This window comes from Fimbriimonadaceae bacterium (genome assembly GCA_019638775.1).
Taxonomy (GTDB): Bacteria; Armatimonadota; Fimbriimonadia; order Fimbriimonadales; family Fimbriimonadaceae; genus JAHBTD01.
Genome location: JAHBTD010000001.1, coordinates 107,625 through 125,339, shown reverse-complemented (window position 1 = coordinate 125,339; position 17,715 = coordinate 107,625). Strand labels below are relative to the sequence as shown.

The 17,715-nt window shown below is 61.8% G+C and carries 17 protein-coding genes; all 17 read left to right on the top strand.

Annotation, left to right across the window (positions count from 1 at the left end):
- Positions 1 to 38: 38 nt before the first annotated feature.
- Entirely contained in the window at positions 39 to 512 is a 474-nt protein-coding gene (locus KF784_00485) for a GNAT family N-acetyltransferase (GenBank protein ID MBX3117512.1), read from the top strand.
- Positions 505 to 972 (top strand): GNAT family N-acetyltransferase, encoded by a 468-nt coding sequence (locus tag KF784_00480; GenBank protein ID MBX3117511.1) that lies wholly within the window; start codon positions 505 to 507, stop codon positions 970 to 972. Before KF784_00485 ends, KF784_00480 begins: the two co-directional genes overlap by 8 nt.
- Before the next feature lie 709 nt (positions 973 to 1,681).
- Positions 1,682 to 3,328 (top strand): phage tail sheath subtilisin-like domain-containing protein, encoded by a 1,647-nt coding sequence (locus KF784_00475; protein ID MBX3117510.1) that lies wholly within the window; start codon positions 1,682 to 1,684, stop codon positions 3,326 to 3,328.
- 9 nt (positions 3,329 to 3,337) lie between these two features.
- A complete protein-coding gene (locus KF784_00470; GenBank protein ID MBX3117509.1) occupies positions 3,338 to 3,859 on the top strand; it encodes a phage tail protein in 522 nt (173 codons plus the stop codon).
- A 10-nt stretch (positions 3,860 to 3,869) separates the two neighbouring features.
- Entirely contained in the window at positions 3,870 to 4,562 is a 693-nt protein-coding gene (locus tag KF784_00465) for a hypothetical protein (GenBank protein MBX3117508.1), read from the top strand.
- On the top strand, positions 4,559 to 5,278 hold the full coding sequence (locus KF784_00460) for a hypothetical protein (protein MBX3117507.1): 720 nt from the start codon (positions 4,559 to 4,561) through the stop codon (positions 5,276 to 5,278). Before KF784_00465 ends, KF784_00460 begins: the two co-directional genes overlap by 4 nt.
- Positions 5,275 to 6,510 carry a DUF4255 domain-containing protein gene (locus KF784_00455; protein MBX3117506.1) on the top strand — a complete coding sequence of 412 codons (1,236 nt, stop codon included), beginning with the start codon at positions 5,275 to 5,277 and terminating at the stop codon, positions 6,508 to 6,510. Before KF784_00460 ends, KF784_00455 begins: the two co-directional genes overlap by 4 nt.
- Positions 6,507 to 8,396, top strand: a complete 1,890-nt coding sequence (locus KF784_00450) for an ATP-binding protein (GenBank protein MBX3117505.1) — start codon at positions 6,507 to 6,509, stop codon at positions 8,394 to 8,396. The genes KF784_00455 and KF784_00450 overlap by 4 nt, the downstream gene beginning before the upstream one ends.
- Positions 8,393 to 8,590: a hypothetical protein gene (locus KF784_00445; GenBank protein MBX3117504.1), complete on the top strand. Its 198-nt coding sequence runs from the start codon at positions 8,393 to 8,395 to the stop codon at positions 8,588 to 8,590. Before KF784_00450 ends, KF784_00445 begins: the two co-directional genes overlap by 4 nt.
- Complete coding sequence (locus tag KF784_00440; GenBank protein ID MBX3117503.1) at positions 8,583 to 11,996, top strand: DUF4157 domain-containing protein; 3,414 nt, start codon at positions 8,583 to 8,585, stop codon at positions 11,994 to 11,996. The genes KF784_00445 and KF784_00440 overlap by 8 nt, the downstream gene beginning before the upstream one ends.
- Entirely contained in the window at positions 11,993 to 12,646 is a 654-nt protein-coding gene (locus KF784_00435; protein ID MBX3117502.1) for a hypothetical protein, read from the top strand. Before KF784_00440 ends, KF784_00435 begins: the two co-directional genes overlap by 4 nt.
- A complete protein-coding gene (locus tag KF784_00430) occupies positions 12,643 to 12,972 on the top strand; it encodes a hypothetical protein (protein MBX3117501.1) in 330 nt (109 codons plus the stop codon). Before KF784_00435 ends, KF784_00430 begins: the two co-directional genes overlap by 4 nt.
- Positions 12,965 to 14,089, top strand: coding sequence for a hypothetical protein (locus KF784_00425; GenBank protein MBX3117500.1), 1,125 nt, complete (start codon positions 12,965 to 12,967; stop codon positions 14,087 to 14,089). The genes KF784_00430 and KF784_00425 overlap by 8 nt, the downstream gene beginning before the upstream one ends.
- Before the next feature lie 11 nt (positions 14,090 to 14,100).
- A complete protein-coding gene (locus tag KF784_00420; GenBank protein MBX3117499.1) occupies positions 14,101 to 14,616 on the top strand; it encodes a hypothetical protein in 516 nt (171 codons plus the stop codon).
- A gap of 12 nt (positions 14,617 to 14,628) precedes the next feature.
- A complete protein-coding gene (locus KF784_00415) occupies positions 14,629 to 14,964 on the top strand; it encodes a hypothetical protein (protein ID MBX3117498.1) in 336 nt (111 codons plus the stop codon).
- The gene (locus KF784_00410; GenBank protein MBX3117497.1) at positions 14,961 to 15,320 is read left to right on the top strand and encodes a GPW/gp25 family protein; all 360 of its coding nucleotides are present in this window, start codon (positions 14,961 to 14,963) and stop codon (positions 15,318 to 15,320) included. Before KF784_00415 ends, KF784_00410 begins: the two co-directional genes overlap by 4 nt.
- Entirely contained in the window at positions 15,317 to 17,713 is a 2,397-nt protein-coding gene (locus KF784_00405) for a putative baseplate assembly protein (GenBank protein ID MBX3117496.1), read from the top strand. The genes KF784_00410 and KF784_00405 overlap by 4 nt, the downstream gene beginning before the upstream one ends.
- The last annotated feature ends 2 nt before the right edge of the window (positions 17,714 to 17,715 follow it).

Genomic DNA, 17,715 nt, shown 5'->3' with positions numbered 1-17,715 from the left:
GCCGTGCCGCTGATCGGCTAAAGTTCATCCAAGCTCTCATGTCGCCCGAATTCAACCTTCGTGACGTCTCGCCAGAAGATATCGCAGTCTTCTTTAAGCAACAGGCAGCCCCAGAAGTGTTTCTGATGACGGGGATCCAGCCGCGCGATGAGAGAGCATTTTTCGATCACTGGAGCAAGGTTATGTCCGATTCCACCGTGATCGTACGGACGATCACAGTGGGCGATGAAGTAGCCGGGTTCACTGTCTCTTTCAACCGCATCGGTGTTCGTGAGGTGGGTTATTGGCTCGGGAGAGAATATTGGGGGAAAGGAATCGCCACGGCGGCGCTGAAAGAGTTTCTTCTTCTTCTGATTGACGAGCGCCCAGTGTATGCAAGAACCGCAAAGAAGAACACCGCGTCTGTCAGAGTCTTGGAGAAGTGCGGGTTTGTGGTCGCGGATCAAGCGGAGGGGTTTGTGGATGAATCTGGACAGCCTATCGAAGGGCTTCACATGAGGTTGGATGCATAGCGACATCGGTATTTCTGTGCGACAGGTCGGTGACCACGAGGCCAGACTCGTCTACGAGTTGAAAAAGGCAGCGTTCAAGGAATACATCGAGCAAGTCTGGGGTTGGGACGAAGAGGAGCAGTGGAAGCTTCATCTGCGCCGGTTTGCGGAGCAGGACTTCTTTCTCGTTTCGAGGGCCTCTGCCGACGTCGGCTACTACTCAACGACCATCGAATGCTCCTGTATCAAGCTTCATCAGATGTTTATTCATCCCGATTGCCAATCGCAGGGCATAGGAGCTTGGGTTATCGAAAGACTGATGAAACAAGCTCAAGAGTCGAGCGCCCCGATTCGACTCAGTGTGTTAAAGGTCAACCCGCGCGCCAAGGAGTTTTATCTCCGAGCGGGATTCGAGCCTTGTGGCGAATCTGAAACTCACGACCTCTTGGAATGGAGCCTCCCTGTGGACAACTCTCCCTGAGAGTTGTTGACCTATCTGCAAGTTGGTGGCCCCGAAGACCGCTTTGTTAAATCTTCGACTGATTCTTGGCCCATTGTGAAGTTGGGGTTGCATTTTTGGGATGGTTGCGTAAGAATAGGAATACTAATCTCTGCACATATAGGGCAAAACGGGCGGCACTTCAGATCTTTTAACGATTATAGATTTGGGTGTCGCTTCGTTGTGTGTGAGATGCGAAAGCCTTCCTTGGCTTGAAGCGAGTATTGGTGAAACTCTAAATCATTAAAGATTAAACGAATGTGAATATATCGAGGGCTTGGCTGGCCGAACGCGCAAAGACGCCTACACATCTCGTTGTCTCACTCTTTCATAATCGTCATTTTTGACAATTGTTAACGTGCGCATAGTATCGAAATTCTCTTGTGAGAGGGTCAGCATTTCATCATTCTGTGATGATGCAATGAATAGCCTTGTCTAACTCAACGAAGGCACAATGTGGCTCACTTTGCACTGTAGTTATCCACAATGCGCAGACAAGAGATTACATTTTTCTCTTGCCGCTTTTATCAGCTTGATGATCGTTTGATGCCTTCTGTATTGCGATCATCAGATAAGTAGAGAGTTAATGTTGCATTTTAGTATTAGCTGTGTTATGCTCACTGAACCAATTTGCTTTTCGTTGAAGCTGGCTTTTTCGTAAAGCATATAAATCTGTCAGTTGGAGAGAACTATGGCGCTTTCCGTTTCCTATCCTGGTGTCTACATTCAAGAAATACCCAGTGGGGTACGCACAATAACTGGGGTTCCGACCGCGATAGCGGCTTTTGTTGGCCGCGCTGCGCGTGGACCCGTCAATGAAGCTGTCACGATCACGAGCTACGCCGACTACGAACGCATGTTTGGGGGGCTTGCCGAGTTCAGCAACATGAGTTTTGCCGTTCGTGACTACTTCCTGAACGGAGGCTCACGAGCTGTGATTGTCCGGCTCTTCCGAAATCGCACGGGCGGCGGTGTGCCTCCGGCTTCGACGCCAATCGACGTAGGCGCGTTGGTTTTTGAGGCGGCCAACCAGGGCACTTGGGGGCGAGGTCTCCGGGTGCGGATTGATACGAACGTTCCTGCGGGCATGGGGGCGACGATGGGAGTCGCCCAGAATACGCTTTTCAACCTGCGCGTCACCGATGTCAACAGCGGGCAGAGCGAGACGTTCCAGAACCTCACCAGTGTTGCTCATGCTTCGCGGGTAGACACGGTTTTGGCTCAAAGATCGGCGCTCTTGCGCTGGCGAGGGGCCTACCCGAATGCCGCGCCTGCTGTTGCGGCGGGAGCGGATGCAGTGAGCGTCGCCGAGGACGCGGTGGAGGCGGCTCGCCGGGCTGTCCCGTTCAACCAGGGCAACTTCAACACCGCCGTTACCAACCTCAATACGGCGCTTGCAGCCCAAGGCGGCGACAACGGTGACACGCTGAGGGTGCAGGAGTTCTTTCCCAACAACGCGCGAACAAACAAGACAGCGTTCTACTCGTTGGAGCAGGCCGATCTCTTCACAATGCTCTGCATCCCTCCGACGGATGCGGCGACGTTGGACCCGCAGATTGTCGGTCTTGCGGCGTCGTACTGCGAAGAGCGCAGGGCCTTCATGATCGTCGATCCGCCGGATGCGTGGAATACGCCTCAGGCGGTCGTCACGGGGATGGCGGCTACTCCAGATCCGGTTGGGACGCGAAGCCGAAACTCGATGATCTCCTGGCCCCGGCTCAGAATGCCGAACCCGTTCCACAACAACGATCTGGAGACGTTCGTGGCGTGCGGCGCGGTCGCCGGAGTCCTGGCAAGGACGGACGGGGAGAGAGGAGTTTGGAAGGCAGCTGCCGGCTTGGAGGCAACTCTGCGTGGCGTGCCTGACCTGATGTACAACATGACCGACGGCGAGAACGGGCTTCTGAATCCAATCGGCGTCAACGCTCTGCGCATCAAGAATCCGGCGGGCCGAATCGTCTACGGGGCGAGAACGCTGGTGGGTGACGACCGGCTGGCTTCGGAGTGGAAGTATGTGCCCGTTCGCAGACTCGCGCTTTACATCGAAGAGAGCCTTTTCCGCGGAACGCAGTGGGCGGTTTTTGAGCCAAACGACGAGCCGCTATGGGCGCAGATTCGCCTCAACCTCGGCGCATTCATGAACAACCTGTTCCGCAAAGGGGCCTTCCAAGGGCAGACCCCCAGCGAGGCTTACTTCGTGAAGTGCGATTCCGAGACGACAACCCAAAACGACATCAATCTGGGCGTGGTCAATATCGTGGTCGGCTTCGCTCCGCTCAAGCCCGCCGAGTTTGTCGTTATCAGCCTGCAGCAGATGGCAGGAAGGGTTCAGGCATAGGGAGGAGCAATGGCACAGTTCACAGTCAACACACATCGATTCGACCCGTACAAGAACTTCAAGTTCCGCATCTGGTGGGATGGCAAGTTCGTCGCGGGAGTGAGCAAGATCACGGCCCTCAAGCGCACCACCGAGGTGATCAAGCACCGCGAAGGAGGCGACCCCAGCACCAGCCACAAGGCTCCTGGGCGCACCGAATTCGAGGCGATCACTTTGGAGCGCGGTGTCACCCACGACAAGGACTTTGAAGAGTGGGCGCGCCGGGTCTGGAACTTCGGGGCAAACCTCGGCAGCGAATCTTCGCTGAAGGATTTCCGCAAGGACATCATCATCGAGGTTTACAACGAGGCAGGCCAAAAGGTGATCGCGTACAAGCTCTATAAGTGTTGGGTGTCGGAGTACCAGGCGCAAGCCGACCTCGATGCCAACGCCAACGCCGTTCTCATTCAGAGCCTGAAGCTGGAGCATGAGGGATTTGAACGAGACGAAGCCGTTGGTGAACCCACCGAAGAGAGCTTGACCTTCGCTTAAGGAGCCGTCGATGTACGGAAGCGATCTCCTCGACCTGTGGGACGCCGGCGAGGGTTGCGCCGCTATTGAGCGCGGCCTCCTCGTGGCCTCTCAGGCTGCCCCAACCTCTGCGGATGATGCCGTGGGTCTGCGCAATGCGCGGATTCTTGAATGGCGCAGCCGTCAGTTTGGGGCGCGTGTTGAGGCGCTTGCTGCTTGCCCGGATTGTGGGGAGATCGCCGAATTCACTCTGCCCGATATGTCGGCAACGGAGCCGATGCCGGGAACGCTATCGATGGGGGATTGGGAGGTGGAGTATCGCCCCGCGAACTCCCTCGATTTGGCGTACATGCTGCGGTTCGACAACGACGAAGATGCGGCGTCTGCGCTTGTGCGAAGGTGCGTTTTGGCCTGTCGCAGGTCGGGCGAGGAGGCTTCCTTCGAGGAGGTTCCCAAGGAGGTCTTGGAAGCCCTTGACGAAAGATTGGATGCGGAAGATCCGCTGGGCGCACCTCGGCTGAGCCTGGCCTGCCCGAAGTGCGAGACCGAATGGGAAGCCTTGATCGACCTGCCGGCGATTACTTGGAGAGAGATCGGGCAGCGGGCCCGTCGTACGTTGAGCGAAGTTCACGATCTCGCCAAAGCTTACGGCTGGAACGAGACTGAAATTCTCGCCTTAAGCCCAGCCCGAAGACGCCGCTATCTGGAGTTTGCGCGATCATGAGCGGCTACTTCCTCTCGATGGCGCGGCTGGCTCTGGGAATCGGTCCAAGGGTGGAGCCTTTGCTGCCGGTGGCTGGACACGATGAGGGCTGGATCGAGGTCGAGCCGACGGCTTCGACGCCGTCTGAGCAAACCCCAACGCCGACGCTGCTGCCGGGAGTTCAGGTTTATGAGTCGCCGGGAGAAGGCTCCCGTGCCGACTTTGATCCTGAACTTCCTGAGCCTGCGCACGATACGCTGCGCGAAGTCCACCGGACGGATCGGCAAGTACATCGTGAAACGCTTGAGCGAGAGAAGGCCGTGCACGAATCGCGCACGCAAGAGACAAGGACTCGGGAGACCCAGCAGGTCCGCGAAACGCTGTCCCAGCTGTTGCGCGAAGCCCGCACCGAGCATCTGCGCGTGCTTCGCGAGACCTCGACCACGCACACCGAAACGCAGTCCGAGAGAGAAGTCAGAACGGAGCGCGAGCGGATTCTGCGAACGCAGATCGAGTCGCGGATGGAGACGGTTGAGAAGCAGCTGAGGATCTCCGGGCCGCCGTCGGAAGAGCGAATCCCCGTCCGGGAAGAGACCTCTTACGATATCCACATCGGACGGATTGACGTGCGTCTCGACGGAACCGCAACCCCTGCCCAGCCCACCGAATCCGAGAACCCCAAGGGGGCGCTCTCGCTCGACGAGTATCTGAAGCTTCGTTCGCGGGGTGAGGCATGAGCAACCACCTCGCCTTCGCCACCGTGACGTTTGTGCTCCAGCGGCTGCTGGACCGCGCTGTCCGGGCCGACGTCAACGGCGCATCGGCGAGCGCGGTTCGGCCCGACGGAACCGACGGCAACCTGCCGGGAACGGGGGTCAACGTCTATCTTTATCAGGCGGTGCCCACGGGCGATCTGGGGAACTTCGACGCCCCGACCCGCGACGCAGGGGGAAATCTGATTCAGCGTCCGGTCGGGGTGTTCGATCTCGTCTATCTGCTCACCTTTTATGGGCAAGAGGCGAACCTCGAGCCTCAACGTGTGCAGGCTTCGGCGCTACGCTACATCACCAGCGAGCCTCGCATTCTCAAGCAGGCTATCCGATCCCAGCTCCAAACCCTCCCGGGCGGGCACTTCCTGGCGAACACAAACCTTGCCGATCAGCCGACCATCGTTCATCTCAAGCTGCTGAAGACCTCTTTTGAAGACTTCTCCCACATCTGGGCGACCTTCTCGCAGATCAACTATTCGTTGACCTCCTTGGTGAAGGCCGAAGTTGTGATGCTGGACATGGAGAGCGCGGGTCGGGAGAGCCTGCCTGTGCGGAATCGCGGCGTCTACGGCGTGGCGTTTGGGGCGCTGGGGATCGACTCGGTCACGCCGAACCTCGTGCCGTTCGCCGCAAACGGAACGATCTTGCTGAACGGGCGCGGCTTCTCCGGCGCGAACGTGCGATTCCAGATTGGGGATGCCGACGCGAGCGTCGTCCCGAACACGCTCACCGGATCGGCGGTTCGCCTGCGGCTGCCCGCCGGGATTCGGGCGGGGGTCACGACGGTCCGGGCGGTGGATTCGGGCGATCTTGGGGCGGGCCATGTCGCCAGCGAGTCGAACGTCGTGCCGATCATGATCCTGCCCGTCATCCAGACCACCGTTTACAACTTCGACAACACTCCGGCAAGGGACCACACGATCACGGTCACCGCTCTGCCGCAGATCGGGATCGACCAGAAGGCGACGCTTCTGCTGAACCGAACCGATGCGCCGCCCCCGAATACACCCGCCGCCTACAGCATGGACGCAAGACCGCGCACCAACGCCAACAACCCGCTGATCTTCCCGGCTCGCGACGTCGCCGACGGCACCTACCTGGTTCGCCTGCGCGTGGATGGCGCGGTCAGCGAACTAGCTCTCGACCCCAACGCACCCGAACCTAAACCGTTTACCGGCCCGACCCTGACAATCCCATGAACACCTTAACCCTCGACTGGCAGAGAACGAACCAAGACCACCTTGCAGCGGTGGCGGAAAAGGCGCGCGCCCGGGTGGAGGCGCTCTTGGGAAACACGCTTGAGCTTGAGCAGGCGTTGGCGGTTGTTGAGGAGGTGCGGCAGCAGTGTCCGGCGCCGCCTGCGTTCGAGCTTTTGGCCCAGTCATTCCAGTTGGGAACGTTCGAGCAGGAGGTTCTGGGGCTGGTTGCGGCGCATGAGCTGCTGCCGAATTTTGCGGCCCGTTGCGCGGTAGCGATGGGTTCGGAGTTCGCCGCCTATCCCACTCCTGCGCTGGCTCTCGCGGCTTTGCCCGAAGCCAGCTGGCACATCTTTGCGCCGGAGGCTCCTCTGCGCAAGTTCCGGCTCATGGAGCTGGAGCCGGGACCGAGCTTCGCCTTGAGCGGACTTCGGATGCCCGAGCGGGTTCTGCACTATCTGATGGGGGTTCATACGCTCGATGCGGGCGGGGTGCCCGTGCAGCCATTCCGGGCAACGACCGACCTGACGCCAGGGCAAGCGGACCTCGCCGAGCGGATCGCCGACCGTTGGCGCAAGCGCGAGGGGGGACGGCTCACGCCGTTCTGGATCGCGGGGCCGGATTCACGATCCGTCGCCGGATACACGGCAGGCGTCCTGCGGCTACAGCCCTATATCGCGTCGTCGGAGGCTGTGCTTTCGGAGGGCTTCGTCGACGTTTGGACGCGCGAAGCGCTGCTTCTTGGCGCGGGGCTCATCATCGAGTGCGGCGAGCACGATGTGCCGCGTCTGAGCCGACTGTTGGAGGAGATTGAATTCCCAGCCTTGGTGGTTTCGGCGATGCCGCCGACCCACGCCAGCGTTCCCGTTTTCGAGTGCCCGCAGAGCACCGCCGGAGAGAGGGCCGACCTTTGGCGACAGAGCCTTGGCGAGAAGGGGGCCAAGCTGAACGGCGAAGTGGATACCGTGGCACGGCAGTTCCGGCTGACCCCGGAACAGATCGCTGTCGCGGCATCTGCCGTCGATCCCGGCGAGGATGCCGAAGCCGCTTTGTGGCGCGAGGGACGTCGAGCGGCAAGACAACGGCTCGACGGCCTCACTCACCGCATCGACACCCGCGCGGCCTGGGACGACCTGATCCTCCCCGAGGCTCCCAAGGCGATGCTGAGGGAGATCGCGGCTCACGTCAAGCACCGCTCCACGGTCTACGACCGCTGGGGCTTTGCCGAGCGCACCTCGCGCGGGCTTGGGCTCGCCGCGCTGTTCGCGGGGCCGAGCGGCACAGGCAAGACGCTGGCTGCCGAAGTCTTGGCGAACGAGCTTCGGCTGGACCTGCATCGGGTGGATTTGAGCCGGATCGTCAGCAAGTACATCGGCGAGACCGAGAAGAACCTGCGAGCGGTTTTCGACGCGGCGGAAGGCTCCGGCGCGATCCTGCTTTTCGACGAAGCCGACGCGCTGTTCGGCAAGCGCACGGAGGTCCGGGACAGTCACGACCGATACGCGAACTTGGAAGTGAGCTATCTGCTTCAGCTCACCGAAAGCTACGAGGGGCTCGTGATCCTGACCAGCAACCTCAAACAGGCGATCGACCCTGCTTTTCTGCGTCGGCTGCGGTTCACTGTCAGCTTCCCGTTCCCCGACCTGGTCCAACGCTCGGAGATCTGGAAGCGGGCGTTTCCGGCAGCCGCGCCGCTGGGCAAGATCGACTTCGACAAGCTGTCGGAGTGGAGCATCAGCGGTGGAAGCATCCGCAACGTCGCGCTGAACGCGGCCTTTGCTGCCGCCGAAGAGGACAAGCCGCTGGAGATGGATCATCTGCTTCGTGCCGCGCGGGCCGAGTTTGCCAAGCTGGAGCGTCCGGGCGCCGAACTGGAGGGGCTGCGATGAGGCGGATTCGGATCGACCGGATCGTGCTGGAGGGCGGGGCGAACGTGGACCCGGCTCGCCTTCGCCGGTGTCTTGCGGAAGCTCTGAGCGGCGCATTCGGGGAGGATTCGCGAAAGCCTGCCTTCCCGAATCGGGAGGAGGCCATCGCCCGCGCCATCGCCATCAAGGTGAAGGAGGCCGTCCGCAGTGGCTGAGCGCGCCGCTCCCCAGACGAAGGCCCCTGCCAAAACGCCGTCTTTGACCAAGACGACGAAGCCCGCTATCCGCATGAAGTGCAACTGCGGGGGCAGTTGCGCGGCGTGCAAGGACGACAACAAGAAGGACATCCTCCAGCGTAAGGGCTCCGTTCCAGCGACCTCCGGCATGGCGACCGCGCCGAGCATCGTCGGTACGGTTCTGAGCAGTCCAGGCAGACCGCTGGACGCTCCCGTCCGCAACACGATGGAGTCGCGGTTCGGAACGGACTTCTCGAACGTGCGCATCCACACCGACTCCAGGGCCGCCGAATCCGCCCGCGCCGTCGGAGCCCAGGCTTACACCTTCGGACCGAATATCGTCTTCGACCACGGCCGCTACAACCCGAGCGTCCCCACAGGACAGAAGCTTCTAGCCCACGAGTTGGCCCACACCATCCAGCAGGGAGGGCTTCAGCAGATGGCGAACGATGCGCCGGAGGTCGGGCTTGCCAGCGATCCGCTGGAGTATGAGGCCGACCGCGCTGCGGAGATGGTGACCGCCGGGTACGCCGCCCCGTCGCTCACCCAAGGAGACTTTGGAGCGATTCGCAGGACAGAGGATGGGACGACCCCGGTCGCGCCGCCCTCGCCCGTTCCCCCGACTTCGGCGACTACCACGCCCGTGACGGGAACGACCCCGCCCCCATCGACGCCGGGCGTACCCGCCCCTATCCCCGGCACGACGGCCCTCGCCGGATTCCCGCCCGAGCTGGACGCGACCAAGCTGAACCAGGCGGGCGTGACGCAGATTTTGGACACCGATCCGCCTGGAGGCATTCACCGCACCTTCGTCATCCAATACTTCGACCTTCCTGCGGCGAAGGGGCCGTTCTCGAAGGCGATCTACGACGCGATGGCGACCTCGAATCAGCTCCGGGCGACTATCGACATGCGGTCGGCAAACCCTTCCGCCGGGGCCAGCCAAGCCCGCGACCGGACCTCGACGCTGCGGCGAAGCTGGCTGCAGAGGGTGAACTGGTCGGAGCAGAGGGCGAACACGTATTGGGCGGCGGTCGGCGGCAAGACGCAGACCGGACGATGGACCTCCAAGCTCCAGAACGACACGATCTGCGACATGGACCACATCGTCGAGCTTCAGCTTGGCGGCGGCAACCAGCCCACGAACGTCCAACTTCTCGACCCCACGCCCAACCGCAGCAGCGGATCGAACATCTTTCTTTGGCTGGTGGAGCGGGCGACTCTCATCCGCGACGCGTATCCGGCAGGAGCCGCGCCGGGACAGATCACGATGGCTTTCCGTCAGGTTCGGGTGCCGGAAGGGGAAACGAGCTGCGGCACTTTCACCGACCCCGCGTCGCAGTGCCTTGCCATTGAGTGTCGGCTAGCAAACGGCCCGGTCGCGGGGGCGGAGGGTCAGGAGGACCCGGCAGGCAAGACGCGGCTGCGCGTGAACAGCGGCGCGGCGAATGCCGACGTTTGGATCAACCCCACCGGAACGACCGACCTCAACGAGCCGATCTTCCAGAATCGCGGCTTTCGGCAGCTCGTTCCCGGATTCTTGATGGATTCCTATGTGAAGGGGACACCCGCCGATACCGTCCGCGCAAAGATGGACACGGGGCGGCTTTCGGGGCGGGGCGGCACCAGCAGCATCCCGATCAACATCGACGTCACCAAGCACCCGAACCCGCAGTTCCGGGCCACCGATGCCGGAGAGGTGAACGGGGTTCCGACGCGGACGCTCGCGTTCCTGAACATGACCGATCCGGTCATGAACTTCCACTATCCGTTCCTGAGCCAAGGAAACCTGCGGCTGGCCTACGCCGAAGACGGATCGATCAGCGGCACGGGGACGCTCCGGCCTTCGCTGCCGCTCTTCCGCAACACCCAGTTTGGACTCACGTTCGGCAACGGAACGCTGACCGCCACGCTTGGGGCAAACGTCTCGACGTGGAGACCCTTCGGTCCGGCAAGGGTCACCCGAGCCGAGCTCAGCGCGACGCTGCTTCCTGAGCTCTCCGCTCAGGGCAATCTCGACTTTGCCATCGGCGGAGGGTCAAGCCCGATCGCGACGGCGAACATCAACGTGACGGCGAACATGCGCGGGTTTGAGGCATCGGGAACGATCAATCTGCACGTCCCGCGCATCGACAACGCGCAGGGTCGGATCGTCTACCGCGACGGGGCATGGTCGGGCTCAATCCGTATCACCAGCACCCAGCTGCAGATTCCGAACGTGACGAGCTGTACGGTGGTGGTGGATTTCACCAACCAGGGGATTCGCCCCAGCGGCGAGATCGTGATCGACGTTCGCGGAAATCCGATCACCCTCCGCGCCGCGATGGAGGGCAACAACTGGGTCTTCTCCGGCAGCGGTCGGTTCACCTATCCGCCGCTGAACCCCACGACCCTGAGCTTCCGCTATACGCGGGGTCGTCTGACCGCGACGGGCACCACTGGCTTCACTTTCCGGGGACTGACGGGAACCATCACCATCAACTACGACGAGGGTGTGGTCACGGGCGAAGGCACGCTGAACATGACGCGGGGGCGCATGAACGGGACGATCACCGCGCGGCTTCTGCGCTCGGGGGCGATCACGGCCGACGGCACGATCAGCTATCAGCTCACGCCCAGTCTTCGCGCTCAGGTCGGCATCTCCATCGACGAAAGGCAGAACGTGCGGCTGACGGGCGAGCTCCGATTTACCCAGCCTATCGAGCTTTTCCGCCGCTTCGGGTCGGAGCGCAGGCTGTTCAGCACGAGCGTCGATATCCCGATTTTGGGGATCAGCCTGGGTCCGGTCTCGGTCGGGCTGGTCTTCCGCATCACCGGGTCGCTCAGTGTGGACTACGGCATCGGCCCGGGCCGCATCGAGGACCTGCATCTCAGCGCGGGATTCAACCCCTTTGACGAGAATCCAAACTTCGAGCTGGAGGGGGGCGGTCGGCTGGTGATCCCGATCGGTGGCGGCTTCACCGCCAGCATCCGAGGGGCGTTGGCATTGAGCGCGGGCATCGCGTCGATCAGCGGCGGCCTGACCGCCAGCGCACGGGTCGGGCTGAACGGCGGCTTCACCAACAACCTTACGATCAGCTATCGGCAGGGCAAGTACACCGTGGACAACATCGCACGGCTGACCGTCGCGCCAGAGCTCAGCTTTGGGCTGGAGGCGAACGTGGAGGCCGAAGCCTTGCGCGGCGCATATACCTATCACCGAGGCTATCAGCTTGCCAGCTATCGCTTTGGCTCGAACCTCGAGTTCGGCGTCGAAGCTCCGTTCCACTACGAGTCCGACCAGCCATTCCGACCGCCATCTCTTGACTCGATTCGGTTCATCAAGCCGGACATCGACGTCAGCTCGCTGATGAGCGGAATGCTTTCCCGGGTAGGTGCCGCATGAGTCTAACAAGTTCTCCCAAACTCCTCAAGGGCGGCATCGTCCTGATCGACCCCGAAACGGGGGCAACCAAGCGCACGATTCCGCTGCAATACAACCCCGACACACTGACCCGGACCCTGCAGCCTCAAGGCGCAGGGGCAGAGAGCGGGGACCGCTCGGAGGCGTTGCGGCTGAAGTCTCCACCGGTGGAGACCTTCAAGCTGGAGGCAATCCTGGATGCGACGGACAGACTTGCCGAGGCGACGGCTTCGCAAAAGCGGCTTGAGCTGAGCGTTGCCAAAGACCTGGCTGCGCTGGAGACGATGATCTACCCCTCCAGCACCGACATCGAGCGCAACGACCAGATGGCTGCGTCGGGGACGCTGGAGATTCTGCCGATGATGGCGGCGCTGACCGTGTTCGTCTGGAGCCGGGATCGGGTGACTCCGGTTCGGATCACCGAGTTCGGCATCGTCGAAGAGGCGTTCGATCCGGATTTGAACCCGATCCGCGCCAAGGTTTCGCTCGGCCTGCGCGTGCTGAGCGTGAGCGACCTGCCCGCCGGATCGAAAGCCTCGGGTCTCTACATGGCCTATCACAAGCGCAAGGAGCAGCTGATCGGGGCGACCTCGACTGCGCTTGACCCGTTCGGGGTGGGGAGCATCGGATGAGCAAAGCCTCCTTCCCGCCCAACAGCCGCTACAGCGGTATGGATATCAAGAAGCTCACGCTTCCCGACGGCCGCGAGGTGGCCTATCTCGCGCGTCGGATGGTGCCCCCGCCCGAGAAGTTTGCGACCTACGGCGAGGTGCGGATCGAGCGGGGAGACCGCCCCGATCTGGTCTCCTACCGAGTTCTTGGAGATTCGGAGCTTTATTGGAGGCTGGCCGACGCCAATGCCGTGCTTCACCCTGACGAACTGACGGAAGTGGTGGGCCGCCGCATCCGCATCGCCATGCCCGAGGGAATCCCCAGCCTGGAGGATGCGGATGCCTAAAGGTCTGACGCTGACGCTCCTGATCGGACTCGTTCCGGTGCCCGCCCCCAAGCTTTTGGTGGACGCGCTGGCGAGCGCCCAGGTGACGATCAGCGCGACCGATCGCTCTGGCTTCCAGCTTCAGTTCAAGTACGGGAAGGAGTCGCCCATCGTCACGACGATGATCCCGGCGGGCTACTTCGACCCCGGCACGCGAGTGATCCTCGTGGCGACGGTGGACGGCATTCCGAACGTGCTGATGGACGGGATTATCACTCGGCAGGACATCGCTCCAAGCAACACTCCGTCTGCGTCTACCCTTACTCTGACCGGCGAAGACATCGCCCTCCAGATGAGCCGCATCGACTTTACGGGCATCATTCCGTATCCCGCCATGCCGCCTTCGATCCGTGTGCTGACGATCCTGGCGCGGTATGCGGTGTTCGGGGTGATCCCGCTGGTCATCCCCAGCCCGTTCGACGAGCCGCCGCTTCCCACCGAGCAGATCCCTACCCAGCAGGGCACCGACTACGACTATGTGAAGAAACTCGCAGCCGATACGGGCTACGTTTTCTACGTCGATCCTGGTCCGCTCCCCGGCATGAACACGGCCTATTGGGGACCGGAGATTCGGGTCGGGATGATCCAGCCCGCACTGAACATCAACATGGACCGCCACACGAATGTGGAGTCCCTGACGTTCAACTACAACGGCTTGCAGCTGACCCAGCTGATCGCCCTCATTCAGCAGCGGCAAACTCGCGTGCCGATCCCGATCCCGGTACCGGACCTTGGGATGCTGGCGGGGCCGCTCGGAGCCAAGCCCGTGACGAGGCTGAAGGTGGGTTTCCTGCGCGACATCGCCAACCTCAGTCCGATGGAGGCGATGGCGAAGATTCTGGGCGAGATCAAGGCCGCCTCGGACGCGATCACGGGCACGGGGTCGCTCGACGTACTGCGCTACGGCAAGGTTTTGAAGGCGCGGCAGCTCGTGGGGGTTCGGGGAGCGGGGATCGCTTACGACGGCCTGTACTACGTGAAGACCGTGACCCACAACATCAAACCGGGTGAGTTCAAGCAACAGTTCACCCTCGCCCGCAACGGCACCCTGCCAACCGTTCCGGCGGTGCCTGCCTAAGAAGGAGAGATATGCCAAGCGAACAGAGATTCTACGGAAAGTATCGAGGACTCGTGATGAACAACCTCGACCCGATGATGCGGGGACGCATTCAGGCGCAGGTGCCGGACGTTCAGCAGCTCGTCCCCACCACCTACGCCGAACCCTGCCTTCCCATCGCGGGGATTCAGCAGGGCGTCTTCACCGTGCCTTCGATAGGCTCGGGTGTTTGGATCGAGTTTGAGCATGGCGATCCGAACTATCCGATCTGGACGGGAGGCTGGTGGAGCACCAAAGCCGAAGTCCCCGGCATCGCCACGACCGTTCCCCCCGGCGTGCAGTGCTACATCGTTCAAACCCAGCTTCAGCAGACGTTTATGATCAGCGACGTTCCCGGCCCCACCGGCGGCATCCTCATCAAGAACGCCACCGGAGCGATGATCAAGATCGACGACACCGGGATCGTGATCATGAACGGCAAGGGCGCGTCGATCATGATGCAGGGCCCGAGCATCACCATCAACGGAGGCGCGCTGGTCATCACGTAGGCGCGAAAGATCATGCCCGGACCCATCTACAACGTCGGCGCAACGGTGATCTGTCCTCACGGAGGGCAGGTCACCCCCGTTCCCACCTCCACGCGGGTGCTGTTCTCGGGGACTCCGGCGGTGCTGGTGCCGGATACCTGCACTGTCGCCGGGTGCGCGTTCACGCTTCCCGGGCCGAAGCCGAGTCCGTGCATTCGGGTGCAGTGGCTGGTGGGGGCGACTCGGGTGCTGATCGAAGGACGACCGCCGTTGATTCAGACCTCGACCGGGCTCTGCCTCAGCCCTGAGCAGGCGCCGCAAGGCCCGCCGACGATCACGGTCACGCAGATGAGGGTGATTGCCACATGATCAACGCCGCCTTTCCCTACCATATCGCTGAAGACGGGACGACTGCGGTCAGCACCTACGAGCGCCACGTTCGGGAGATGATCGAGCAGCTCCTGTTTACAAACCCTGGCGAGCGCGTGCATCGACCGACCTTCGGCTGCGGGCTTCTTGCCCTGCTCTTCGAGCCTAACAGCGACCTTCTTGCCGCGACCACGCAGGCTTTGGTTGCCGGGTCGCTCCAGCAGTGGCTGGGGACCGTGATCGACGCCCACGACGTGACGGTGGAGAGCGAAGATTCGACGATCCGGGTGACCGTCACCTACTCCATTCGTCGCACCGGCGACACGATGACCGAGGTGTTTGAGAGGACCAAATGAGCGACGTCTACGTGTGCGGAAAGCAGAGGCGTTTGGAGGCCGTGCGAACAGCCGGGGTCCTGAACGGGATCGACTTTTTGGAGGTCCGACACCCTGCGCAGACCACGCTGGACATCACCTTCGTGAAGTCTCCGGCGGGGCTGACCGTCCAGAACTTCCGCATCGAAGGCGGCGTTCGCGTCACGAACATCGCGGTGACGGGAGCCCCGATCAACGGCAATGTGGTGAGCCTGACCGTGGATCGTCCCGGCGATTTCTCCACCTACGTGCTTCGGGTGGTCGCGGGTCCTGGCGACGACGCCCCGCCCGCCGGATACGACTCCCAGCTTTGCGCAGTGGAGTTCTCGTTCAAGGTGGCGTGCCCCAGCGACTTCGACTGCGCGCCTTTGGACGAATGCCCGCCCGTAACGCCGGAGATGGCGGAGATCGACTATCTGGCGAAGGACTACCCGTCGTTCCGGCGGTTGATGCTGGACCGGATGCGCGTCACCCGTCCTGAGTGGACCGAGCGCAACCCCTCCGACTTTCAGGTGGCTTTGGTGGAGATGCTGGCCTATGTGGCTGACCACCTCAGCTACGCGCAGGACGCTGTCGCTACCGAGGGCTACCTTGGCACGGCACGGCGGCGGACCAGCGTTCGGCGCATCGCCCGGATGCTGGACTATCCGGTGCACGAGGGCTGCGCGGCGCGGACGTTCGTCTGCTTTGAGGTTTTGGCGGGGAGCGGGGCCGACGGACAGACGATCCCCAAGGGCACGCCGATCCTCGACAAGGCGCTTGCTTCGACGCCGGCTGTCACTCAGGCGGTCTACGACTCCGCCGGCGAGAGCCTGAGAGTCTTTGAGACTCTGCACGATGTCACGATCCGATCCAGCAGGAACACGATCAAGTTCCACACCTGGAGCGATCTTGACTGCTGCCTGCCTCAAGGAAGCACGAGCGCGACGCTTTTGGTGGAGAACGGTTTGACCCTTGCCCCCGGAGACCTCCTCTCCATCGAAGAGGTCAAGAACCCCACTGGGCTTACCGGCAACGGCGCAGACCCGCGCAACCGCCATGTGGTCAGGCTCACCAAGGTCACCCCCGACCACGACGACCACGAGAACGTCGATGTGCTGCAGGTGGAGTGGGCGCGGGCCGACGCCCTGCCGTTCCCCGTCTGCCTGAGCGTCACTCACGACGAGGAGACGATCACGGACGTCTCGGTGGCCTGCGCCAACGTGGTGCTTGCCGACTGCGGGCGCACACGGCAACCCGAACTGCCGATCCCTTCAGCACCCGATACAGATTCAAAGTTTGAGCCGACGCTGGTGAGCGCTGACGTTACTTTTGCGACGCCGTACAGCCATCAGGACATGAAGAATCAGCCAGCGATGGCCTGTCTCAAGACCGACCCGAAGACCTCGATTGCTGAGATTGGCCTGGATTCGGTAACTCCCGATCTTCTTGGAAATCCCGTGACCACACGCGTCTGGAGGGTTCAGTCCGATCTCCTTGGTTCGGGTCCGTTCGACGCGCACTTTGTCGCCGAGCCTGAGCACGACCGCACCGTTCGGCTGCGGTTTGGCAACGGCATCAATGGCATGGCGCCTCAAGCGGGAGACACTCTGCTTGCCACCGTGCGGACGTGCAACGGCAAAGCTGGAAACGTGGGGCACGATGCGCTCAAGTCTGTAGTGACCTCGCTCGTTGGCTTGCAGCGGGTTTGGAATCCGTTGCCGGGATTGGGCGGAGTCGATCCTGAAAACCTAAATGAAGTCCGGCGAGATGCTCCCGAAGCGTTCAAGGTTCAGGAGCGGGCCGTCACTGAGGCCGACTACGAAGAGATGGCTTTGCGGCATCCCGAGGTTCAAAACGCGAAAGCCCAATTCCGTTGGACGGGAAGTTGGTACACCGTATTCCTCGCGATCGACCGCCTTGGCGGATTGCCTGTGATGGCTGACGAGGCCTTCAAGACCGACATGCTGAACCACATCGACCGTTATCGGATGATGGGGACGGACATTGAGGTTCGGGGGCCGAACTACGTTCCGTTGGATATTGAGCTTGAGGTGTGCGTTGCGCCGGGGGCTTTTCGGGGGAACGTCCTGCAAGACCTCGCCAAGACCTTTTCGGCGGGGACGTTGCCGGATGGCACGCTCGGGTTCTTCCACCCCGACCGTTTCACGTTCGGGCAGGAGGTTTATCTGAGTCAGATTCTTGCGGCAGCAATGCTGGTTCGGGACGTGGACCACGTCCGCGCAACAAAGTTCCAGCGTTGGGGCAAACAAGCCGTGAGCGAGTTGGGGGACGGCTATATCTCGATCAGCACCTTTGAGATTGCCCAGCTCAAGAACGACCCGAACTTTCCTGAACAAGGCCGCATCGTTTTCAGCCTTGACGGAGGACTATAGGA